This is a genomic window from Leadbetterella byssophila DSM 17132, from assembly GCF_000166395.1.
Classification (GTDB): Bacteria; Bacteroidota; Bacteroidia; order Cytophagales; family Spirosomataceae; genus Leadbetterella; species Leadbetterella byssophila.
On record NC_014655.1, the window covers coordinates 2,219,974 to 2,242,803 of the forward strand.

The window sequence follows — 22,830 nt, forward strand, 5'->3', positions numbered from 1 at the left end:
GTCATTCAGTAAATAAGAAATTCATCTCCTTTTGGCATGAGCATATTCGACAAACGCATCAATTATAAACCCTTTGAGTATCCTGAAATTCTGACTTTCACCAGTGCGATAAACAAAGCCTATTGGGTACATAGTGAGGTTGACTTCACCGCTGACACGCAAGACTTTCACTCCCACTTAAGTCCAGCAGAGCGCTCAGCCGTCAAGAACAGTCTTTTGGCAATTGCCCAGATTGAAGTCGCCGTAAAAACATTCTGGGGAAACCTTTACGATCATTTCCCAAAACCGGAATTCAATGGACTAGGCACTACTTTTGCCGAATGTGAGTTCCGACACTCAGAAGCCTATTCCCGACTGTTAGAAGTTCTGGGTTATAATAACGAGTTCCAGAAACTATTGGAAATACCCGTTATCAAGCAAAGAGTAGAGTATCTGGGTGGGGTATTGAAAGACACTCGCTCAGAAGACCGTAAAAAGTATGTCATCTCTTTGATCCTTTTTACCATTCTCATTGAAAACGTTTCTCTATTCAGTCAGTTCGCCATTATTCTTTCCTTTACCAGATTCAAAGGATACATGAAGAATGTGTCGAATATCATCGCGTGGACATCCGTTGACGAACAAATCCATGCCAATGGGGGAATCTATATAGTGAACACCATCAGAGACGAGTTCCCGGACTTCTTTGATCCTGAAACCATCACACAGATAGAAGATACCGTAAGAGAATCCATAGAAGTCGAAGAAAGAATTCTAGACTGGATCTTCTCAGAAGGAGAGATAGAAATCATCAAGAAAAAAGACCTTTTGAACTTCATGAAATTCAGGATTGATGATAGCATGAAGAAAATAGGTTTCTCTCCTCTTTTCCACGTAAGTTCAGCAGATTACCAACCTATCGCTTGGTTCGAAGAAGAGGTTTTTGCTAATAGCTTAGACGATTTCTTCGCCAAAAGACCAGTAGACTATACTAAACACGACAAAAGCATAACAGCAGACGATTTATTCTAAGATATATGGAATTATTCATAGCAGAAGGAGAAGCCCAAAGATTATGGTGGAAAAACTCCGAAAGTGAACAAATATTAAACCGTGGTTACCTATTAAACGGTGAAACAGTTGAAGGAGCCATTCACCGCATCTGTTCCGCAGCAGCCAAACGTCTCTATAAGCCGGAGCTAACTGAAGCTTTCAAAGAGATGATTGAACGTGGGTGGATGTCCTTAAGCTCTCCTATCTGGGCCAATATGGGTACAGAAAGAGGCCTTCCTATCTCCTGTTTCAATGTACATGTTCCGGATAGCATTGAGTCTATTACTCATAAACTAGGGGAAGTTATCATGCAAACCAAAACCGGAGGAGGTACTTCCGGTTATTTCGGAGATCTACGTGGAAGAGGAAGTGCCGTAACAGATAACGGTAAAAGTAGTGGAGCCGTGAGCTTCATGAAACTCTTTGACACCGCCATGGATACCATTTCTCAAGGAGGTGTGAGAAGAGGGGCATTTGCCGCTTACCTTGATATTGACCATCCGGACTGTGAAGAATTCCTACAGATCAAAAACATAGGTAATCCTATTCAAAACCTCTTCTTTGCGGTCTGCGTTCCGGATTATTGGATGCAGGAAATGATTGACGGGGATATGGAGAAGCGTCAACTTTGGGCAAAAGTCCTAGAAAGTAGACAACAAAAAGGTCTTCCTTATATCTTCTTCACGGATAACGTGAATAGAAACAAGCCCCAAGTGTATAAGGACCATAACATGAGAATCAATGCCAGCAACCTTTGCTCGGAAATCATGTTGCCTTCCAGCGCAGACGAATCCTTTATCTGCTGCTTGTCCTCCATGAACTTAGAACTTTACGACGAATGGAAGGATACCAAAGCCGTAAAATTAGCCATCTTCTTCTTAGATGCCGTTTTGCAAGAGTTTATCGCAAAAACAGAGGATAACTACTACCTGGCAGCAGCAAACCGTTTTGCCAAAAGACATAGAGCACTTGGACTTGGTGTCCTAGGTTGGCACTCCTTACTTCAGAAACGCATGCTGCCTTTTGAAGGAATGGAGGCTAAGCAGCTCACCTCAGAAATCTTCCGGCACATGAAGACAGAGGCGGATAAAGCCACTGAGGAATTAGCCATGATCTACGGAGAACCGGAATTATTGAAGGGATACGGTAGAAGAAATACTACCACTATGGCCATAGCTCCTACCACTTCTTCATCTGCTATTCTGGGACAAACCTCACCCGGAATTGAGCCTTTCAGCAGCAATTACTTCAAAGCCGGATTAGCCAAAGGCAATTTCATGCGCAAAAACAAATACCTAAAGGCCCTTCTTGAAGAAAAAGGTATAGATAACGAGGAAACCTGGAGAAGCATCATGCTGAACAACGGTAGCGTTCAACACCTGAAAGAACTGAACGAGTATGAGAAATCTGTATTTAAAACCTTTAAAGAGATTAGCCAGTTAGAAATCATCCAACAAGCCTCTATTCGTCAAAAATATGTAGATCAAGGCCAAAGCCTTAACATCAATATACCTGCAGAGTTACCTATCAAAGACGTTAACCGACTGATCATAGAAGCTTGGAAACTGGGAATAAAATCCTTGTACTACCAAAGAAGCCAAAGTGTTTCTAAGGAATTAGTCACGAACCTGGTCTCTTGTAGCAGTTGTGAATCATAAAAAAAGCCGGAATCAATTTCCGGCTTTTATTTTTTCTAGCACTTTCTTCTTACCATCAATCTTGTGATCATATTTCAGACCTAGAATATCTGCGATCAAAGGATACACATGCACATTCTCAAAACTTCCAATGCTGTAGTTTTGTTTAAATGCAGGCCCCCAAGCCATAAAAGTAGCATGCATTTCCGGAGCCCATTTCACATCATATCCGTGAATTCCCGGATACTTTCTGGGACTGGGAGGATTAGAAGCAAAAGCTTTGGGAGGATAAGGTAGCAATATGATATCCCCTAACCGCCCATCTTCATTCGTCCTGAAATGCAATCTCTTAGGCATCCTCTTTGTTAGTACCACTTTGTAATTTGGATTCTTTTCTTTCTTTAAAGCCTTATAGGTGCTTTTGATTTGATCCTTATTCAAGACATGGATTCTGGCCATGGAAAAGGAGTTCATCACTACATACTTCCTATTTCTCACCATCTCCGGAATGGGTATAAGATGATCCACATCCGCTTCAGCCATTCCATGATCAGAGACCAAGACATAATTCACATTCTTGAGGCCTAGTTTATCTACCTCTTCGCATAATTTCTGAATGGCGCCGTCTACATTCTTAACGGCCTCTTTCGTTTCCTTAGAAAAAGGTCCATAGTAATGACCCTGGGAATCTACTTCAGGAAAATACATGGTAATCAAATGGGGCCTAACATCATCAGGTAAGGACAACATCTCCTTTACTATCTCTATTTTCCTATCATTACTAAATTCGTTATGATAATGGTAATAATAAGTAGGAGGAATCCCATTCGTCCTACTTTCAGAAGCTACCCAAAACAAACTCATAGATACCACACCGTTCCGCTCTGCTAAACTCCAGAGAGGTAGTCCTCCGTACCAACTGCTATCACGAACTGTACTTGCCGTATACATAGAATAAGACTGATCTCTTTTGGCATCATAAAAGAAATTATCCACTAAACCATGATTAGAAGGATACATGCCTGTAACAATACTAAAGTGGTTAGGGAAAGTATTAGTAGGATAAGATGGCACCATACCTTTGCTAAACACACCCTTCTCAGCTAATCTCTTTAAATTTTCGGCACCGTGCCGCTCTATATAATCCGGTCTGAATCCATCTAAAGAAATGAGAATTACGTATGGCTTATCCGGATCAATATTCTTTCTACCCGGCACCTCATACCTGTTGGTATCTACCTGGGCAATAGCTAATTGCCCCCATAACAGGAACAATACTGTAAATATTTTTTTCATTTTATTATGTATCAAAGACTCTACAAATTTACAGATTCTTTATTCCAACTAGCACTATCCCTTGTGCTCCCTTCCTTTTTTTTGCATTTTCACCGTCTAATTCAAAATACCATGAGAAAAGTTAAATTAGGTCGAAGCGAATTTGAGGTGTCAGAGATTGTCTTTGGAGCCTGGGCAGCCGGAGGTTGGATGTGGGGAAGCACTGACAGACGTTCTGCAGTAGATGCTATTAAAGCTGCATATGATGCAGGGGTAAGCTCCATAGATACAGCACCTATCTACGGACAAGGTACCAGTGAAGAGATAGTGGGAGAAGCTATAATAGACATTTCCCGTGATAAGGTAGAGATCTTAACGAAGTTCGGTTTAAGATGGGATGATACTAAAGGTACTTTGTATTTCCCATCAAAAAACAATGAAGGTAAAGACATAGATATCTACAAATATGCCGGAAAAGAAAGCATTATCTATGAATGCGAACAAAGCCTTAAAAGGTTAGGTACGGATTACATAGATTTATACCAAATACATTGGCCAGATGTTACTACTCCTATTGAAGAATCATTTGAAGCCGTAGAAAGGTTAATAGAACAAGGGAAAGTCAGACATGCAGGCGTTTGTAATTATGATGCATCACAAGTTCAAGTGGTGAAGAACATCATCATCTCAAACCAAATTCCTTATAGCATGGTGAATAGAGGTATTGAAAAAGAGGTTTTACCTTACTGTTTTGATGAAGGCATTGGGGTATTGGCCTATAGTCCTTTAGAAAGAGGTCTTTTAACGGGTAAAATTAAACCGGGTTATACTTTCGCAGAAGGGGACCATAGAGCTACCCACCCTCACTTTGCTCCAGATTTTGTAGAAAAAACACAGGATCTTTTACAAAAGATCCAAACCATCGCAGATTCGCATAATGCTAGTCTGCACCAAGTGATACTAGAATGGACACTGAATCAAAAAGGGATTAGTGCGGTGTTAGTGGGAGCAAGAAATGCTGAACAATCTGTAGCTAATGCCCAAAGAGTTCATTTAAGTGGAGATGAGCTATCACTTATTCAGGAATGGGCGGATGCTTTTGCTGCTTAAGAGCAGAAACGGTCACTATTAATTGACCTAAATGACGCATACCGTGTTCTGCACTATGGAAAAGGAGCCCCATGAGAGTAACGGGTATCCTTTTCCTACCCAAATATCTGGTTTCTGTCAATGTACTTTGATCCACTTCTGACAATTTACCCAAGGCAGACCCTATAGTATCATCCAAATGACGTAAGAGCTCTTCGAGAGACTTGGAATGAAGCTTTTCCTCTTCAAGTTCTCTGAATTGCCTATCATTTAGCATCTTACCCTCTGCATAAGTAAACATTCTATCTATAACACCTCCTATATGTAGTAGGTGAAAGCCCACTGATGCACGCCCAAATGGCCTTTCATAGAGCAGATTTTCAGGAAAATCTACCATACACTCGTGCACCTCTTTTTGCAATTGTTTTAACACGTGTGCCACGGGCTGAACTAAGGCCGGAATTCCCGGCAATGGACCTTGCATCCAGTATTCCATAGAAATAAGCTAAATCTTAAGATAATGTTTAAACTTGCATACTTTTCCGCAAAAACTTCCTTTGAAAAATATTTTCAATCCAAAAAATCCTACTATTTTTACAATTATTCCAATTTACCCGAGCGGTTTTTTATGTCAGTTTCTAACAATAATTTTCCCTGGTATAACCATTACCCGGAAAGCGTTCCGCATGAACTTAACGCGGATGCTTATCCTAATCTTGTAGAACTTTTAGAGGAAGGATTTGAGAAGTTTGCCCATCAACCTGCATTCACCTACATGGGCAAGACGCATACCTATAGAGATATTCGGGAAATGTCCATAGGTTTTGCAGCCTATTTGCAAAGTGTAGGATTAAAAGCCGGAGATAGAATAGGCATACAAATGCCTAACTGTACCCAGTACCCCATTGCCTTATTTGGATCTTTACTTGCGGGATTAGTGGTAGTGAACACTAACCCCCTCTATACTCCAAGGGAGATGAAGCACCAATTCACCGACTCGGGATGTAAAGCAGTGGTGATTGTAGCAAACTTTGCCTATAACCTGGAAAAGATTCTTCCGGAAACATCTATAAAACATGTCATAATTACTGAACTAGGAGACCCACTGGGATTCCCTAAGCGTCTACTAGTAAATTTTGTGGTGAAGAAGGTTAAAAAGATGGTTCCCCCATACCATATTCCTGATAGTGTAGGGTTTAACGATGCCATTTCAAAAGGAAAAGAAAGCACCTATACCAAACCGGATGTGAAGATCAATGATCTGGCTCTAATTCAATATACCGGTGGTACTACAGGGGTATCTAAAGGGGCTGAATTGACCCACAGGAACCTCATTGCAAACATGGAGGGAATTAGTTTATGGTTCTCCCCGGCTTTCAAATATGACTATCCTAGGACTATTGTAGGTGCATTGCCTTTTTATCACATCTTTGCCTTAACGGTGAATGTATTCGCCTCCTTGAAATTAGGTTTCCACAACATCTTGATTCCTAATCCAAGAGATCAAAAAGCCATGTGTAAAGACCTAAGGAAGTACAAGATCTTTATCTTCCCGGGTCTAAACACTTTGTTCAATGCCCTGCTGAATAATCCTGATTTCTTAGCCTTAGATTTCTCCCATCTTAAAATTACCGTATCCGGAGGAATGGCCCTACAAGCCACTGTTTCAGAAAAGTGGTATAAAGCTACGGGATGTAAGATATCTGAAGGTTATGGTCTATCAGAAACCTCACCGGTATTGAGTGTTAACCCCGTAGATGGAGGTCAACAAGTAGGAACTATTGGTCTTCCCTTCCCTTCAACTATCCTTAAAATCTTAAAAGAAGACGGAACTTGGGGAGCAGCGAATGAAGTAGGTGAGATTTGTGCCTATGGACCTCAAGTGATGAGAGGATACTATAATAGACCGGATGAAACTGCAATGGTCTTCCATACTGATCCTGAAGATGGAAAGGTGTATTTCAAAACCGGAGATATAGGCCTTATGCAGGAAGACGGATTCTTTAAGATCGTAGATCGTAAAAAGGATATGATCTTAGTTTCAGGTTTTAACGTATATCCGAATGAGATCGAAGAAGTAATTTCTCAATGTCCCGGTGTGCTTGAAGTAGCCTGCGTAGGAGTTGAAGATGAAAAGTCTACGGAAGTAGTGAAAGTTTTCATTGTTAAGAAAGATCCAAACTTAACAGAAGAAGACGTAAAAGCCTTTGCAAGAGAAAACCTTACAGCCTATAAACGTCCGAAGTTTATAGAATTCAGAGACGAACTCCCTAAGACTAACGTAGGAAAGATCTTAAGAAGAGCTTTAAGAGATGAAAAATAGAACGGAGCTTCCCGTTTAAACGTTATAAAAGCAGATCCCGAAAAGACCTGCTTATTTTATGCAATTTCTAAACAATACCCTCGGCAAATTCTTCATACTTTTGGTAAGAATATATCAAGCCGGCATATCGCCATGGCTCCCTAATGCTTGTAGGTATGACCCCACCTGTTCCCATTATATGATCCAAAGCATTAAGGAATGGGGCGTCATCAAAGGTACCTGGCTTGGCCTAAAACGTATTGGCAGGTGCCATCCTTGGGGTGGTTTCGGTTATGATCCCGTTCCTAAGAAAGATAAAAGTTCTTCCTGAACCCCTTTTCCTTTGTCCTCATTATACCATTTCTGCAGTTCAACAATAGCTAGCTCCTTAGGCATACTTTGGAAGAGTTCCTGACAACCCTTGGGCCTAGGTCCCCACACAAAAAGATCATTTCCCTCCTTGTCACGAATGACCAATTTCGGAATAGACTTAGATCCATTTGTTAAATACTTTTCAATGGAGAAAGGCTCACTATCTCTTAATTCATAATTTACCTCAACCTGTGGATTTGCCTCAGCAATCATCTGAATAAAAGGGACCGTATGGGCTGCATCTCCGCACCACGGTTCTGTGATAACTAACCATTCCTGGGGTTCTTTAATTACATTCTGTAATTCAGCCATCACTTTACCCGTCTTTAACCAACGGTTCATCCTCGTCCAGTTCATCTTGATGTAATCCTGATAAGGGTGTGGATCTTCTAAAATACTTTCAAAATAATTCAAATACTCCTCAAATCTCATTTCGGCAAGCTGTTATTCTTTATATAACAACTATTCCAGTTGCAAAGTGCTACTTTAGGATTTTTCTTTTCTATAAACCCAATAAAACACTTGTGGTAAAACCGTCAAAGAAAGGATCATACAAATAAGCAAGCCCCCTACAATCATGATAGCCAATGGTTTCTGAATCTCAGATCCCATTCCGGTAGAAAGAGCGGCGGGAAGTAATCCTAAAGAACCCATAAGTGCGATCATCACTATTGGTCGGATCCTACCTTTTACACCCTCTTCAATTGCCTCTTTTAGCTTCATTTTCCTTAGATTCTCTTTCATCACCGCTATTAAGATTATACCATTAATAGTATTCACCCCAAAGAGTATAATAAAACCTATACCGGCAGAAATCCCAAAAACGGTACCGGTAACTAATAAGGAAATCAATCCTCCTATAAAGGCAAATGGAATAGTACTAGCTGCGATCAAAGTATCCTTTAAGGTTCCAAAATTGAAGTACAAAAGGAAAAGGATCAATACCAATACAGCCGGAACTATCACGGCCAACTGCTGAGTGGCTCTTTCCTTGCTCTCAAATTCTCCTGCCCAAACCAATTTATTTTTCGAAGGCAAATGCACCTGCTCATCCACTTTGGCTTTCGCCTCTTTAATGGTACTGCCTAAGTCACGCCCTTCTACACTAAATCCTACTGCTATATATCTACTGCTTCCTTCTCTATAGATAAAAGTTGGGCCAGTGATATAAGAAATCGTAGCAATCTCCTTTAATGGAATCTTCCTTCCACTCTTACTTGGAATCAAGATCTCACCTATCTTTTGGTCATCATCTCTATAATTCTTGTCGAAACGCAACCTAACATCAAACATCCTTTCATTCTCAAAAATACGCGTAGCCGCCCTACCACCTATGGCCATCTCAATCACTGCCTGGGCGTCATGAATATCTACTCCGTAGCGTGCCAACTTATGATCATGGAGCTGTATTCTCAATTCGGGTAAGCCCATGTTTTTGTACACGTTGATATCTTTTATTCCCTCCACTGGCTCTATGGCTTTAGCTACCTGCCTGGCATATCCCTCTAATTCCTCTAAATCTTCTCCAAATATCTTGACCACTAAGGCACTTTTCACACCTGCCACATACTCTTCTACATTATCCTGGATAGGTTGACTGAAGCCAAATACTATCCCGGGATAGGTTTGCAACTTGCCCCTCATTTCTTCGACCAAGTCTTCCTTTTTGATCTTTCGTTTCCATTCCTTCTCAGGATGCAATTGGATATGAAACTCTATGTTGAAGAAACCGGTGGGGTCAGTCCCATCATTTGGCCTCCCTACCTGATTCAATACAAATTTCACCTCCTCAAACTCGCGGATCTGAGATTTCATCTCTTGAGCTAATCGCACGGACTCCTGAAGGTTAATACTATTCGGCAGAGTAGCTCGCACATACAATGCCCCCTCGTTCAGCTTTGGAATAAATTCTGTACCTATAAAAAAGAAGGAAGTAAGGCAAGAAAAGAACAATAGCAAATAGGAAAGGACTGTGACTTTCTTGTGTTTTGAACTCCACGCAAAAAGCTGATACATCCTATTCTTGAAAAAGCGAGAAATCCTATTTTCTTTCTCCTCAATATTTCCCCTTAACATCAATTTACACATGGCTGGAACGTAGGTAACACTGAGGATCAATGAACCTAGCAAAGCATATCCTAAGGTAAAAGCCAATGGAGAAAACATCTTCCCTTCTACCTTTTGGAAGGAGAATATTGGAATTAATGCTACAATTAGAATGATCTGAGCAAAAACGATATAGGACCCAACACTACCTGCACTCTTCTTGATAAGACCAGATTTACTCATTCTATTGAAAGTAGGCATTCCCACCGCATGAGCTTTCTTCTCCATGGCCACAAATACCGTCTCTACGATCACTAAAGTTCCTTCCAAAAGTAATCCAAAGTCTATAGCCCCTAGAGAGATTAAATTAGCAGGAAGACCCTGTATTCTAAGCATGATGATGGCAAACAAAAAGGCTAAGGGTATGACCGTAGCCACGATTAAGGTCGTCCGCCAGTTGTACAGAAAAACGAAAACTACTACTGACACAAAGAAAATCCCTTCCAGCAAGTTCTTCGTCACAGTCTTCACCGTAGCGTTCACTAACTCCGTACGGTCTATAAATGGTTCTATCTTAACATCTCCTGGAAGAATGTTTTGATTCAGCTCAGCTATCTTTTCCTTCAATCTAGGAATAACATCTCCCGGATTCTCGCCCCTGAGCATCATTACCACACCTTGAACCAGGTCATTTTCATCCTGCAGACCTACCTGACCTAGTCTTGGCTTAGCGGCTACAGCCACTTCTGCTACTTGCTTAACCAGTACGGGGCTATTGCCTTTGACGGTAATCAAAATGTTTTCAATATCCTCTATACTTTCCAAAAGACCCACTCCTCTCACTACATAAGCTTGGTTTCCTTGTTCTATGACATCGCCACCTACATTGATATTGCTTTTGGACACTGCTTCGTACACCTCCAAAGGAGAAAGGTCATAGTTAGCCAGCTCCGTAGGATTGATCTTGATTTCAAAGGTCTTCTCCTCTCCTCCAAAACTCACCACATTTGCCACTCCGGGCACTGCTACGAGTTCTCTCTCTATTACCCAATCCTGAATAGCAGTTAGTTCCTTGATGGGTCTTTTACTTCTCACTACATACCTGAAGATTTCCCCTGTAGCTCCATATGGAGGTTCTATAGAGGCTTGGGCGCCTTCAGGCAGCTCTACGCCCTGTAAACGGTTAGAAGCATATTGTTGGGCATAAAAATCATCTACATCATCATCAAATAATACCGTCACTACAGAAAGACCAAAGAGAGATATAGATCTTACTTCCGCCTTCTTAGGGATGGTATTCATCTCTTTCATCAGAGGAAGAGTTACAAATTTCTCCACTTCCTCTGCACTCCTACCCGGCCACTGGGTGATGATTCTAGCCCTCGTATTGGTCACATCTGGAAAGGCCTCTATAGGGGTATGTAAATAGGCTATAACGCCTCCTATGACCAGTAGTGCCGTGGCAAAGAAGACTATGATAGAATTCTTCAATGAGAATCCTACTATATTTTTGATGAACTTTTGCATGCTTATAATGCCTCAAATACGAGCAATTGATTCTTAGAAATAATTTTTTCTCCCTCTGATAGTCCTCCGGACAGATATGCTTTTTCCTTGTTTTTTACTGCAATTTCAACCTTACGAACCTCCACTTTACAGTCGCTATGGTGCACTAGAACGTAATATTGGTTATCTGAGAAAACCAATGCTGAGACCGGTACTGCCACTGCGCTCTCACCTGCCTTTTTCCAAGCCGTCACGTCTACTGTCATTCCCGGTTTGAGTTTCCCACCCCTATTTTCAAAGGTGGATCTGGCTTTTAAAACCCTTGCATCCTCATCAAATGCAGGAGATATCTTGGTAATTCTACCGCTAAAAAGTTCGCCCGGGAAGGATAGTGTACTTATGCTCACCTCCATTCCTTCCTGTATTCGTTGAACATTAGAAGCATAGATGTTAAGCATTAGCCAAAGATCCTCGAGATCTGAGATCACAAACATGGGCTCTCCTCCTGCCACAACTTGTTCTCCTATGTTTATACTCTTTTCTGTCACCACACCGCTAGTTGGCGCATAAACTTTAAAATAACCTTCCTGAGAATGGTTCCACTTGGATTCCGTTTGAGCCCTGACTTTCTCAGATTTTAGTACTTCGAGATCTGCTATTGCTTCTTCCAATTCTGTTTGGGAAGCCATACCGTCAGCCAATAGATGCTTTAAATTTTCCTTCTTCCTCTCTGCAGCCTTTATTCTGCTTTCCAATGAACTTAAGGTGGCTTGTAAAGTATTCCCTTCTGTACTTCGAATCTCAGCTAAAAGTTGACCTTTGCTAACCTTATCCCCTAGGGTGAAATAAGTTTTGACCACCGTTCCTTCCCACAATGGTCTATATTCTACTACTTTTTCAGGATTTGCAATGATGCTACCTGTCAGGTGGGTTCCTTCTACTACTTCTTCCAGACGGGTAGTGTAGAATTCTATCTTGTTTTTAAAATTTTCATCTAAGCAAAAGCTCTTTCTTTTCTCTTGTTGAGGCTGGTTCTCGCAACCCATAGCCCAAAATGCCAATACCACTAATATTCTTTTCATAATCCTTTTACATATCTATATTCCTCCCATCTTAATCGAACTGCTTCCTTCGCCTTTACATATAATTGCAAGGCTTTTAAACTACTTTCCGCTTGATCCAGAAATTCCAGTAAAGTGGTATTTCTCTCCAAAAGGTGCTTTTGATAATTTTCTAACCATTCCTTTTGTTCCTGTCTGAAATCTGCAGAAAATGCATCCAGAAATTCTTTTGCCTTATGAAGGTTTTCGAAGGCAACTTCCTTCTCCTTTTGAACTTTCCATTCCATTTGCTCTACTTCTAATTCTGAGCGCTTTTTAGCCCATTCTGCTTCTTTAATGGCTCCCTGTTTCTTATCCCAAAGAGGTAAATCCATGCTAACACCTAAACCGAAGAAGTTTAACATAGCATTTCCGTTACGGTCGTACTGCGCTTTCAATTGCAAATCTGGCATTCGCTCTGATTTTCTGTGAATAAGATTTTGGGCTTGATAATCTGCTAGCCCCTTTTTAATGGCCAGATCCGGGCGTTCACTCTCCTCAAAGACCTCTAAATCGTCAGGTATTAAAGGATCCGTAATCACTAGAAAAGAAGATGTGTTTAACCAAATTTTCAGTTGCAACTGGATTTCTGATTCCTCTGCTATGAGCTCTGCTAAGTTTTGTTTTTGTTCCAAAAGATAGGTACGCATACGCACCACTTCCTTCTTTGGAATCCTTCCGGTACTCACATGAGCTTCCATTTTTTGGAGGATATTTTCCACCTCGATAAGATGCGACTGTTGAAAGGAGATCTGTTCACGGAGGGATTGGGCGGCTGTACACTTTTGTCTCAACTGCAGCTTAGATTCCCATAGAAGCTCTGAAAAACTTAAATGTGCTAATTGTACTTCCCTTTCAGCAAGAGCTATTGACTTTCTTTTCTTTTTAGCGGTAAAAATGATCTGCTCTAACTCCACTCCAAACTGCCTATTTTTACCAAAACTTCCCCACAATGGAGGTACCACCTCTTGCCCTTTTGGTGCAGTAAGATTTAATTGATCTATCGTCAAGGTAGGATTGGGCCATCTTTTCTCTTGCTCTACGCGTGCCTCTGCTTCTGAAATCTGCATACGCTGCGCCATCAAGCTGAGGTTTTCTCGAAGGAACCTTTGCTCTACTTCTGATCTGCTAAGATGTAGCGTATCCGTAAAGAGTAGAAAAAGAAATAATAGCTTCATACAGGTGATTTTTGAGAGTACAAAATTCCCTCAAACCACCTTAAAAAGACCTTAATAAAAATAAAGATTAACTTAAGTCCATTGAATATGGAAAGTGTTTATCCCTTCTTTTGGGATAAAATAGGATATGCTGGCTCCATGCAGATTCAGGATACGCTGAGTCAAAGCAAGTCCCAAACCGAAACCGGGACGTGATCTGCTATTTTCCCCCCTAAAGAAAGGTGAGAATAATTGAGTTTGCTCCTCAGAAGATAATGTAGGCCCTTCGTTTTCAAAAAATAACTCCTTATTTGGCCCTAGCTTTGCCCTAACCTTTGACGCAGAGGAATAAGCTATACCATTCAGCAGGAGATTTTGTAGAACCTGTCTAAACATTAACCTATTTCCGTTAATCAGAAGATCTTCTTCCTGAAATTCTCTTTCCGGATAATTCCATTCCATCACAGCAGCAGGATATATATGCCGAAGTTCATCCACCACATCAAAGTAAAGCTCATCTATACGAAAACTCTCTTTTAGTAGAGGTTGACCCGAGTCTATTTTGGAGATTTCCAGTAATACGTGAATGATCTCTCCCAGATTCTTCGCATTGTCTCTCAACTTTGGGATCTTAGATCTAATCTCTTCAATGTCCTTTACCTGTGTCAAAGCATCTAACTCCGAAACCAAGACAGCTATGGGAGTTTTAAGCTCATGAGAAATATGGTGAATACTATGTTTTTGAAAGGCAAAGGATTCTTTAGTTCGGTCCAAAAGGGCATTAAAACTTTTAGCCAAATCCTGAATTTCTAGGGTAGTACTGTCTACTTCTACCTTTGCGAAGTCCTCCACTTTCATCATGTTCTTTGAGAGACGAACGATAGGCTGAGCGATGAGTTTAGATAGATGTAAGCTAAGTCCCCAAACTACCAGACTAAATAATGCAAACATACCCACCAGAAGTCTGCCCAAAAACACCCTTTTAGAATGCCCTAAATTGTCATAAGCTTTACTAATGGCATAATAGGACTTTCCATGAACCTCTAAATAAACACCCACTACATCGTATTGGTCAGAAACCTTTTCTATCCATCGTACATTAGGTGAAAGTTCATGAAGGATTTGGTCAGATCTATAAATTTCCAATTGATCAATACTGGAAAAGATCAAGCTCTTATCATGATCGTAAACCAATAGTTTCTCGTCGTAAAAATCATTGATATACTGTTCATCCAGCAATTGAGACAGCTCTGCACTTTTCTTTTTGTATTCTTCTATGAGGCTTATGGTATTCTTGATCTTACTCAACTGTTCCTGCTGAAACTCCTCCTCCCTATACTCTGAGAACAGATAATAGATCAGTGCAAAGAAGATGAGGGTCAAACTCATCACCGTCACAGAGAAATAGACCAGTATCTTATTTCTAATCTTCATGTAGATAATATCCGTAACCTACTTTTGTTTTGATGGATTGCTTGTGGAAGGGCTTATCCAACTTATTTCTCAAAAAATTAATGTATACCTCAATGGTATTCGTGTTCACTTCTAAGGTAGTGCCCCAAATTTCTTCTATCAGTTCTGCTTTAGAAACTAATTCTCCGGGAGTTTGACAAAGTCGAACCAAAATCTGAAACTCTCTAGGGGTCAAAATGATTTCTTTTCCTTGACGTTCAACTGTCTTCCTCCCCAGATCTACCCTAATATCCTCAAAAACTAACACATTCTTTCGCCCCATACCGCTTAGCTTTCTTTTAGTGAGAGATTGTACCCTTAGTACCAATTCTCGCATAAAAAAGGGTTTCGTAAGGTAGTCGTCTGCACCCAAATCAAAGCCTTTCACCTTATCTTCAAGCTCACCGAATGCCGTCAAAAGAAGTACAGGAGTTTCCTCATCTTTTTCCCTGAATGAGGCTAAGACTTCATAACCGTTCTTCCCGGGAAGATTAATATCTAGAATAATAGTATGGTAATCCTTCTTTGATAGAAATCTCTCCGCCAAAAGCCCGTCAAACACTCCATCTACATGAAATCCTTCCGCCTGCAATGCTTCAGCGATGTTCTTATTTAGAGTAGGGTCATCCTCTATGACAAGTATATTCATGGACGTAAAGATAAAGGCAATGTTTGTTAAATCTTTGTAAAGGATACATTTTCAATAGTCTAAATCTCTTTTTAATTCGTATATTAGAACAAACAAAGTTTTCATAATGAATAGAAGACATTTTTTCAGAAATAGTTCCCTAGCCCTGGCCGGAACCGGACTTATAGGCCCTCAACCCCTTTTTGCTGCTTCCGCCCAAAAAGCCAAAAATATCATATTCCTAGTCAGTGATGGCATGAGTACAGGTACTCTACACATGGCAAATCTATATTGTGAGAGAACTTTAGGGAGAAGTAGCCATTGGATTCAATTATACAAAGATCGTAAGGCCAGCAGAGGCTTGATGGATACTCAATCTGCCAACTCCATTGTGACTGACTCCGCAGCGGGCAGCTCAGCATTTGGTGGAGGATTTAAAGTAAATAATGGATCCCTAAACATTCATCCGGATGGGCGGGAAAACATGCCCATTTGGCAAAAATTCAAGAAAGCTGGCAAAAAAGCAGGCATCGTAACTTCCGTTACCGCTACACACGCCACCCCTGCGGGCTTCTGCGTCACTAGTAAAAGCAGAAACGCTGAACCGGAAATCGCAGAAAAATATCTGGAACTGGGTATAGATGTAGTTATGGGAGGAGGAGATGAACATTTTAATGCAGAACATAGGAAAGACAAAAAAGACCTCTATGCTGCTTATGCTGCAAAAGGATATGAGGTGGCAAAGAGTAGAGATGAGTTACAAAAGATCTCTGCAAAAAAACCTCTTCTAGCTATCTTTTCTTCGGGAGCAATTCCCTATGCCATAGACCGAGAAAATGACCCCGAACTTAAAAAAACTACGCCCTCTTTAGCGGAAATGGCTAAAAGTGCCATTGAGGTCTTAAGTAAGCATCAAAATGGCTTTGTACTACAAATAGAAGGAGGTAAAGTGGACTGGGCGGCCCATGCTAACGATATTGCGGGTTTGATTTATGACCAACTGGCCTTTGACGAAGCCATCAAAGTGGCCATAGACTTTGCGGAAAAAGATAAGAACACCTTAGTCATCATGACCACAGATCATGGGAATGCAAATCCAGGAACCATTTCAGGAGGAAAAGCTAGCGAAGGTTTTGATAGTATAAGAAACTACAAGAAAACGAATGAGTGGTTATTGAATCAAATCACAAAAGACACCACCGCTTCACAAATCAAAGACCTCATCCATGCTACGAACGGCTTCGCACCTACGGATGAGGAGATCAAGAGTATAAAATCCTACTATGACGATATTGTCAGAGGGGAAGACGGTTTGTACAATTACAAAAAAGTGCCGTTTAAACTCTATTCAGAGATTCAAAAGAAATACAATTATATAGGCTGGATCAGTATGAGCCATTCTTCTGATCATGTGGAAGTAGCTGCCTATGGCCCGGGGAGTGAACTTCTTCAACCCTACTGCATGAACACGGATCTGCATTACCTCATGCTACAGGCAGCAGAAGTACCTAATTCCTTCTAAGAGATTCTCCCCCAAAAAATCTGGGGGAGAAAACTATGTTATCTGAAAGATCTAGCGGCAGCTACCATTTGCTTTAGTGCAGGTTCAACCTCCGTCCATTTTCGGGTTTTCAAACCGCAATCGGGATTCACCCATAACCTATCTTTAGGCACCACCTTTAGGGCCTCCGCAATGCATTGAGACATTTCCTCTTTATGGGGAATCCTAGGAGAGTGAATATCATATACCCCAGGTCCTATTTCATAAGGATATGGTTCCTCCTTAAAGGTGTTCAGAAGCTCTTGAGGTGCGCGAGCACATTCCAATGTAATGACATCTGCGTCTAATGAAATGATGGCAGGCAAGATCTCTCTGAAGTGGGCGTAGCACATGTGGGTGTGGATTTGTGTTTCTGGTTCCACTCCGGAAGTAGCTACGCGAAAAGCTCTGGTAGCCCATTCCAAGTAGGTTCTAATGTTCTCCTTTCTCAAAGGTAATCCTTCCCTTAATCCAGGTTCGTCCACCTGTATGATTCTTATACCCGCCTTTTCCAGTGCTAATACTTCCTCTCTAAGCGCTAATGCTATTTGCAAACAAGTATCTCTCCGAGATTGATCTGTCCGCACAAAAGACCATTGTAGGATAGTCACAGGACCAGTCAGCATACCTTTGACCCATTTTGAAGTGCAGGATTGTGCAAATGCGCTCCACTTCACAGTCATGTCAGCTTTTCTCTTCACGTCTCCAAAGATGATAGGTGGTTTTACGCAACGAGAACCGTAACTCTGCACCCAGCCCTTTTGAGTAAAAGCAAATCCATCCAGCAATTCCCCAAAATATTCCACCATATCTGTACGCTCAAATTCTCCGTGTACCAAAACATCTAAACCAATGTCCTCTTGCCATTTGATTAATTTCCGGGTTTCTTCCTTCAATATTTCTTCATAGGTGGACAGGGAAATTTCGCCTTTTTTCAGATTTGCTCTAAGTTTTCGAATCTCTGTGGTCTGCGGGAAAGATCCAATGGTAGTAGTGGGTAATGGCGGAAGATCAAAAAATGCCTTCTGCTTCGGGTTTCTAACATCAAATGGTTCAGATCTTCGTTCATCTTCTAGGGTTAGCGCATATACTTTATTCTGAACTTCTGAAGTTTCAGTTTTTTGCCTATCAAAGGCTAGTAGATCTATAAGATCCCCGTTGAAATGTGCTTTTAACGTTTGGAGTTCTTCTAATTTTTGCTTCGCAAAGGCTAAACTTGACTTGATGTCCAAGTCCGTCTCCAGATCTAAGTCGCACGGCACATGAATCAAAGAGCAGGAAGGTGCTAGGAATAATCTCTCCCTTCCTACCAGTTGGATAGCTCTCTCCACCTGCGAAACCAAGGTTTTCATATCGCTCTTCCAAACGTTCCGTCCATCTATAAGTCCTAAGGAAAAGTTTTTATCAGAATTCTTACTCAAAAGTTCGAACGACTGATATGGGGAGCGAACGAGATCCAGATGGAGAGTATCCACAGGCAAATCCAGAATCCAATGGGCATTTTTACCATAACCTTCGAAATAATTCGCCAGGATGATCTTTATAGCGGAATTCTCTCGGGCAAAGGTGTCATATGCCCAACTGAAGTTCAAATCCTCCCTAACTCCCAGGACGGGTTCATCCATTTGTACATATTGGATGTCCTTTTCTGCCAGAATATGCAATAACTGAACATAAAGAGGAATGATCTCCTCCAGCCGATCTTCCATTTTACTGAGGTAGCAGAAAGTATAGGGCCCAATGATCACCGGCTTTACGTTAATGCCTAAAGCTTTTGCCTCTTCCACTTCTTCCAGCAATTTATAAGGCACAAGCTGAAGTTTTTGTCCAGGTTTTGGCACAATGTAATGGTAATTAGTATCCCACCACTTTGTCATTTTTAAGGCAGATAATCCATAGCGCTGATCTCCTCTAGCCATGGCAAAGTATCTGTCTAATGGCTCAGGGACGACTTCGTATTCTTTGGGAATCATCCCAAACATACAAGCAGTGTCTAGCACGTGGTCATAAAAGGAAAAATCATTACAAGGAATCAGATCCACTCCCTGTTCTTTTTGAAGGAGCCAGTTGCCTCTCCTAATTCTTTTTCCGGTTTCAATTAAATCCTCAAGGGAGATCTTCCCCGCCCAATAGGCCTCTGAGGCCCATTTCAGTTCTCTTTCACTACCAATCCGCGGATAGCCAAGATTCAATGTTTTCATAGATAAAAAATTAAAGGTAAACGCTGAGGTTCCGGTAGGTCTCCTGGCTTCTACCGCCTTTGTCGTCCTTCCCGCCTGAGCAGTGGACCACGAGGACATTGGCTTGAAGAGGTAGTTACAGTTGCGCGACAGCCCATGATTTGCACACGGTTCCCTGGCTCCTTCACCTAAGCAATAATGCAAATTTAGATTTTTTATCTACTATTGTACAATATTATAGATATTCTTTTCAAAAAGAAATCAAAATGAAGATTATATAACAAGCAAAATAATATATTACCAGATATTTTATCTATACGTAGAAACAAAAAAAAGGCCACCAATATGGTGACCAATTTTTAACTCAATTAAACAACTAGATTTTGTAACTACGTTGGTTAAACCTCTATTATTTTTTCTCTTTTCTTGGAATTTTAGCCTCTCTTTGCGCTGTATGATAAACGAAGGAAGCTACAATAGTGGCAGCCTGCTTCAAATCTTCAGGGTAGAGATGGTCATAAGTATCCATGTTAGTATGATGGGTTCTAGTACTGTACTCCATTGGATCCTGAATAAACTGGAATCCTGGAATACCCACTCTGTCAAATGAAAGGTGGTCTGTACCGCCCGTATTGCTAATGGTTACAGTTTTTGCTCCTAAATCGTGGAATGGCTCTAACCATTTAGTGAAAATAGGTCTTGCAGCCTCATTTTCTTGTAGATAAATACCACGAATCTTACCTGTTCCGTTATCCAAGTTGAAATAAGCGGAGATCTTTTCTCCCGCAGCATTACTCCACTGTTTAACAGTATCTGTCAAATGGTTTTTCACATAGTTTCTTGACCCGTGAAGACCTTGCTCTTCAGCACTCCAAAGAGCGATACGGATGGTTCTCTTAGGCTTCAAACCTGAAGCTTTTAAGATCCTAACTGCTTCCATCATTACAGATGAACCTGCAGCGTTATCTGTAGCACCCGTTCCTGTATGCCAAGAATCCAAGTGTGCTCCAAGCATCACTACTTCATCTTTCAACTTAGGATCAGTACCCTTAATTTCTGCGATTACGTTATATCCTTTAAGGTCTGCGGTATGGAACTTGCTCTTCACATCAAGATCAATCTTCACCGGAATACCCGCTTTTGCTAAACGAGCTATAGACAAGTAATCTTCAGTTGAAACCACTAAATCCAACATGTTTTCAGGATCTGTAGCCTTGTATGAACCACCACCCTGTACAAAAAGTGTACCGTCTTTACCTCTGGCATTGATACTTAAGAAGGCTACAGCACCATCAGCTTTTGCCATTTCTTTTGTTTTATTAGAGATATAAGTAGCTCTACGCATGTTAGCGATCATCTCACGCATTGCAGGATTACCTCCAGGTCCACCTGCCGGCTGTCCTGTACGAACTACGATCTCAGCTTTCGCCATCTTCTCTAACTCCTCATCGGTGTATCTTTTAACATCCGGATTGAAGCCTGAAGGCAATTTAGCGTCAGAATAAAGTAGAACTACCTTGTTTTTGAACTTTCCTTTATATTGTTCCAAAGCAGTAGTATCAGATTCATCCACTAACAAAACCTCAGCATTTTGAAGTCCGTTAGAACCGGCTGTCCATACTTTAGGGAATGCTAGAATAGGTTTGTAATATGGAGCGGTCATTGCTACATAGCATTTTTGCAACTCCCAGCCTTTACCAAATTCACCCCAAGGTTCTAGTTGTACATTCTCTAAACCCCATTCCTTTAACTGATTAACAGCATATTTTGACGCTTTCATTAAGCCCGGAGAGCCTTGTAGCCTCGGCCCTACCACATCGGTAAGTTGGAACGCGATGTCCATTACCTTCGAGTTTTCTAAGCCTTCTTTTCTGATCTTCTTAACCGCCGCTTCATCCACCTTCTCCTGTGCAACTGCGTTTAAAGAAAGACCAACGAAGAGCATTAAGTGTAAAATCTTCTTCATTTGTTTCAATAGTGTTTAATAAGTGAATTTAAATATACTATAGGAACTTGAAGTAGAAAATCTTTTGAGATTATACCACTTATTATGAAGATTAACAGTACTTTTTAGCAGACCTAAAATGAAAAGTAAACCGCAAGAAAATGCAAAATAGCTGCGGCCAATACGAAGAGGTGCCAAATAAAGTGATTGTATTGCCAACGGCGAATCTGGTAGAACAAAACACCGAAGAGATACATAAGTCCCCCTCCAATAACCAGATAGAAAGAAACATCAGGGAGATTTGACCAAAATTGTTCACCCATAGCCAGCACCATCACCCCCAGTCCTATATATACAAAGGACGATAACAAACGGAATCTACCCGTAAACCAAATCTTATTCACCAAGCCTGCAGCTATTACCACCCATTGTATACCTAATAGCCACTTTGCCCTAAGAGGTTCCGCATGTAAGAGTACTAATGGCAAATAGGTTCCCGCAATCAGAAGAAAGATGCTTATATGATCAAATACCCTTAATATGCCTTTGGCAACAGGATTTTGTGTAGCGTGATAAAGAGTAGAAAAGGTAAATACCATCAAAAGTCCAAACACATACAAACTAACAGCCTCAGGTAAATATTCGATACCGGAGGAATGTGCTTTTAAGAACAAAAGAGGAGAAAAAGCCAAAATGAGAATGATCCCTATTCCATGTGAAAGGGCATTGGCCATCTCTATGCGTAAAGCTCTTTCCAATTTATTCAATAGTAGTTCCTGCTTGACCCCGCACTGCTTGTAAGATATCATCCGCTTCACAGATGATCACCTTTCTAACACCGGATCTGACTGCCTCAAAAGCATTGTCTAATTTCGGTATCATTCCGGCATAAATCACTCCCTGCTCTCTATATTTAGCATAGGCTTCCGAATTCAATACAGGGATCACAGAATCATTGTTCTCTGCATCCAAAAGTACACCCCGCTTTTCAAAACAATAGATCAAATTGACCTCTGCCTCCCCTGCCAGAGACTTAGCTACAGCACTGGCCTGCGTATCTGCATTGGTATTTAGAATTTCACCTTCCTTACTATACGTCAAAGGCGCAAATACCGGATTTACACCGTCCAACAATAATTTCTGAATCCAAGAAGACCTCACCTCCACTATATCTCCTACATATCCATAATCTATGGTTTTCACCGGTCGTTTAATAGAAAGTATAGCTCCTCCATCTGCACCGGTTAAGCCTACAGCGTTACAACCTAAGGATTGTAACCTAGCCACTATATTCTTGTTGACCAATCCTCCGTATACCATGGTGACTACATCGCGCATCGGAGCATCCGTAATCCTTCTCCCCTCAACCATCTTAGTCTCTATCCCTAGATCCGCCGCCATTCTAGTAGCAATCTTTCCCCCCCCATGAACCAGCACCTTTGGACCTTCTAATGCAGCAAATGACTTCAAAAATCCCTGAAGCTTCTCCTCCACATCTATTACATTACCACCTATCTTGATTACATTTATCTGCATACCTCTGCTATCTGTCAGCGTAAAATTAGCCAT

General features: G+C 41.1%; 18 protein-coding genes and 1 riboswitch. Of the genes, 6 read left to right on the forward strand and 12 right to left on the reverse strand.

Features of this window, described 5'->3' with window-relative positions; genetic code table 11:
* The first annotated feature begins 36 nt into the window (after window positions 1-36).
* Together LBYS_RS10305 and LBYS_RS10310 are read left to right on the forward strand one after the other, a co-directional pair.
* Window positions 37-1,011, forward strand: coding sequence for a ribonucleotide-diphosphate reductase subunit beta (locus LBYS_RS10305; protein ID WP_013408817.1), 975 nt, complete (start codon window positions 37-39; stop codon window positions 1,009-1,011).
* Between the two features lie 5 nt (window positions 1,012-1,016).
* Window positions 1,017-2,690, forward strand: a complete 1,674-nt coding sequence (locus LBYS_RS10310) for a ribonucleoside-diphosphate reductase subunit alpha (RefSeq protein WP_013408818.1) — start codon at window positions 1,017-1,019, stop codon at window positions 2,688-2,690.
* 12 nt (window positions 2,691-2,702) lie between these two features.
* On the opposite strand, the gene LBYS_RS10315 is transcribed toward LBYS_RS10310, so the two are convergent.
* The gene (locus LBYS_RS10315) at window positions 2,703-3,965 is read right to left on the reverse strand and encodes an alkaline phosphatase family protein (RefSeq protein ID WP_013408819.1); all 1,263 of its coding nucleotides are present in this window, start codon (window positions 3,963-3,965) and stop codon (window positions 2,703-2,705) included.
* A 111-nt stretch (window positions 3,966-4,076) separates the two neighbouring features.
* Here LBYS_RS10315 and LBYS_RS10320 point away from each other — a divergent pair, with 111 nt between their 5' ends.
* Window positions 4,077-5,054, forward strand: a complete 978-nt coding sequence (locus tag LBYS_RS10320) for an aldo/keto reductase (protein ID WP_013408820.1) — start codon at window positions 4,077-4,079, stop codon at window positions 5,052-5,054.
* On the opposite strand, the gene LBYS_RS10325 is transcribed toward LBYS_RS10320, so the two are convergent.
* The gene (locus LBYS_RS10325; RefSeq protein WP_013408821.1) at window positions 5,020-5,529 is read right to left on the reverse strand and encodes a DinB family protein; all 510 of its coding nucleotides are present in this window, start codon (window positions 5,527-5,529) and stop codon (window positions 5,020-5,022) included. The genes LBYS_RS10320 and LBYS_RS10325 overlap by 35 nt on opposite strands.
* A 132-nt stretch (window positions 5,530-5,661) precedes the next feature.
* Here LBYS_RS10325 and LBYS_RS10330 point away from each other — a divergent pair, with 132 nt between their 5' ends.
* Together LBYS_RS10330 and yidD are read left to right on the forward strand one after the other, a co-directional pair.
* A complete protein-coding gene (locus LBYS_RS10330) occupies window positions 5,662-7,356 on the forward strand; it encodes an AMP-binding protein (protein ID WP_013408822.1) in 1,695 nt (564 codons plus the stop codon).
* Between the two features lie 58 nt (window positions 7,357-7,414).
* Complete coding sequence (gene yidD / locus LBYS_RS18775; protein ID WP_013408823.1) at window positions 7,415-7,666, forward strand: membrane protein insertion efficiency factor YidD; 252 nt, start codon at window positions 7,415-7,417, stop codon at window positions 7,664-7,666.
* Here yidD and LBYS_RS10335 read toward each other — a convergent pair.
* The 6 genes from LBYS_RS10335 to LBYS_RS10360 all read right to left on the reverse strand — a co-directional run bounded on the left by LBYS_RS10335 (window position 7,627) and on the right by LBYS_RS10360 (window position 15,617).
* Window positions 7,627-8,139, reverse strand: a complete 513-nt coding sequence (locus tag LBYS_RS10335; RefSeq protein WP_013408824.1) for a thioredoxin family protein — start codon at window positions 8,137-8,139, stop codon at window positions 7,627-7,629. The genes yidD and LBYS_RS10335 overlap by 40 nt on opposite strands.
* 54 nt (window positions 8,140-8,193) lie before the next feature.
* Window positions 8,194-11,280, reverse strand: a complete 3,087-nt coding sequence (locus LBYS_RS10340; RefSeq protein ID WP_013408825.1) for an efflux RND transporter permease subunit — start codon at window positions 11,278-11,280, stop codon at window positions 8,194-8,196.
* 2 nt (window positions 11,281-11,282) lie between these two features.
* Complete coding sequence (locus tag LBYS_RS10345; protein WP_013408826.1) at window positions 11,283-12,341, reverse strand: efflux RND transporter periplasmic adaptor subunit; 1,059 nt, start codon at window positions 12,339-12,341, stop codon at window positions 11,283-11,285.
* Window positions 12,338-13,537 (reverse strand): TolC family protein, encoded by a 1,200-nt coding sequence (locus LBYS_RS10350; RefSeq protein ID WP_013408827.1) that lies wholly within the window; start codon window positions 13,535-13,537, stop codon window positions 12,338-12,340. Before LBYS_RS10350 ends, LBYS_RS10345 begins: the two co-directional genes overlap by 4 nt.
* A gap of 72 nt (window positions 13,538-13,609) precedes the next feature.
* Window positions 13,610-14,950, reverse strand: coding sequence for a sensor histidine kinase (locus tag LBYS_RS10355; protein WP_013408828.1), 1,341 nt, complete (start codon window positions 14,948-14,950; stop codon window positions 13,610-13,612).
* Window positions 14,940-15,617 (reverse strand): response regulator transcription factor, encoded by a 678-nt coding sequence (locus LBYS_RS10360; RefSeq protein WP_013408829.1) that lies wholly within the window; start codon window positions 15,615-15,617, stop codon window positions 14,940-14,942. The genes LBYS_RS10355 and LBYS_RS10360 overlap by 11 nt, the downstream gene beginning before the upstream one ends.
* Window positions 15,618-15,723: 106 nt before the next feature.
* Between LBYS_RS10360 and LBYS_RS10365 the strand changes: the two genes are divergently transcribed.
* A complete protein-coding gene (locus LBYS_RS10365) occupies window positions 15,724-17,118 on the forward strand; it encodes an alkaline phosphatase (RefSeq protein ID WP_013408830.1) in 1,395 nt (464 codons plus the stop codon).
* A gap of 38 nt (window positions 17,119-17,156) precedes the next feature.
* Here the strand turns inward: LBYS_RS10365 and metE are convergent, their stop codons facing one another.
* The 4 genes from metE to argB all read right to left on the reverse strand — a co-directional run bounded on the left by metE (window position 17,157) and on the right by argB (window position 22,830).
* A complete protein-coding gene (gene metE, locus LBYS_RS10370) occupies window positions 17,157-19,337 on the reverse strand; it encodes a 5-methyltetrahydropteroyltriglutamate--homocysteine S-methyltransferase (protein ID WP_013408831.1) in 2,181 nt (726 codons plus the stop codon).
* 16 nt (window positions 19,338-19,353) lie between these two features.
* A riboswitch (cobalamin riboswitch) is annotated at window positions 19,354-19,523 on the reverse strand.
* Window positions 19,524-19,725: 202 nt separating this feature from the next.
* Window positions 19,726-21,282, reverse strand: a complete 1,557-nt coding sequence (locus tag LBYS_RS10375) for a M20/M25/M40 family metallo-hydrolase (protein WP_013408832.1) — start codon at window positions 21,280-21,282, stop codon at window positions 19,726-19,728.
* A 113-nt stretch (window positions 21,283-21,395) separates the two neighbouring features.
* On the reverse strand, window positions 21,396-22,019 hold the full coding sequence (gene trhA / locus LBYS_RS10380; RefSeq protein WP_187287886.1) for a PAQR family membrane homeostasis protein TrhA: 624 nt from the start codon (window positions 22,017-22,019) through the stop codon (window positions 21,396-21,398).
* 1 nt (window position 22,020) lies between these two features.
* Window positions 22,021-22,830 (reverse strand): acetylglutamate kinase, encoded by an 810-nt coding sequence (gene argB / locus LBYS_RS10385; RefSeq protein ID WP_229310405.1) that lies wholly within the window; start codon window positions 22,828-22,830, stop codon window positions 22,021-22,023.

What these genes read in the sequence shown, in the direction of transcription:
- LBYS_RS10305 (WP_013408817.1), top strand. Translation starts at nt 37, where the DNA reads ATGAGCATATTCGACAAACGCATCAATTATAAACCCTTTGAGTATCCT.
- LBYS_RS10310 (WP_013408818.1), top strand. Translation starts at nt 1,017, where the DNA reads ATGGAATTATTCATAGCAGAAGGAGAAGCCCAAAGATTATGGTGGAAA.
- LBYS_RS10315 (WP_013408819.1), bottom strand. Translation starts at nt 3,965, where the DNA reads ATGAAAAAAATATTTACAGTATTGTTCCTGTTATGGGGGCAATTAGCT.
- LBYS_RS10320 (WP_013408820.1), top strand. Translation starts at nt 4,077, where the DNA reads ATGAGAAAAGTTAAATTAGGTCGAAGCGAATTTGAGGTGTCAGAGATT.
- LBYS_RS10325 (WP_013408821.1), bottom strand. Translation starts at nt 5,529, where the DNA reads ATGGAATACTGGATGCAAGGTCCATTGCCGGGAATTCCGGCCTTAGTT.
- LBYS_RS10330 (WP_013408822.1), top strand. Translation starts at nt 5,662, where the DNA reads ATGTCAGTTTCTAACAATAATTTTCCCTGGTATAACCATTACCCGGAA.
- yidD (WP_013408823.1), top strand. Translation starts at nt 7,415, where the DNA reads ATGCAATTTCTAAACAATACCCTCGGCAAATTCTTCATACTTTTGGTA.
- LBYS_RS10335 (WP_013408824.1), bottom strand. Translation starts at nt 8,139, where the DNA reads ATGAGATTTGAGGAGTATTTGAATTATTTTGAAAGTATTTTAGAAGAT.
- LBYS_RS10340 (WP_013408825.1), bottom strand. Translation starts at nt 11,280, where the DNA reads ATGCAAAAGTTCATCAAAAATATAGTAGGATTCTCATTGAAGAATTCT.
- LBYS_RS10345 (WP_013408826.1), bottom strand. Translation starts at nt 12,341, where the DNA reads ATGAAAAGAATATTAGTGGTATTGGCATTTTGGGCTATGGGTTGCGAG.
- LBYS_RS10350 (WP_013408827.1), bottom strand. Translation starts at nt 13,537, where the DNA reads ATGAAGCTATTATTTCTTTTTCTACTCTTTACGGATACGCTACATCTT.
- LBYS_RS10355 (WP_013408828.1), bottom strand. Translation starts at nt 14,950, where the DNA reads ATGAAGATTAGAAATAAGATACTGGTCTATTTCTCTGTGACGGTGATG.
- LBYS_RS10360 (WP_013408829.1), bottom strand. Translation starts at nt 15,617, where the DNA reads ATGAATATACTTGTCATAGAGGATGACCCTACTCTAAATAAGAACATC.
- LBYS_RS10365 (WP_013408830.1), top strand. Translation starts at nt 15,724, where the DNA reads ATGAATAGAAGACATTTTTTCAGAAATAGTTCCCTAGCCCTGGCCGGA.
- metE (WP_013408831.1), bottom strand. Translation starts at nt 19,337, where the DNA reads ATGAAAACATTGAATCTTGGCTATCCGCGGATTGGTAGTGAAAGAGAA.
- LBYS_RS10375 (WP_013408832.1), bottom strand. Translation starts at nt 21,282, where the DNA reads ATGAAGAAGATTTTACACTTAATGCTCTTCGTTGGTCTTTCTTTAAAC.
- argB (WP_229310405.1), bottom strand. Translation starts at nt 22,830, where the DNA reads ATGGCTAATTTTACGCTGACAGATAGCAGAGGTATGCAGATAAATGTA.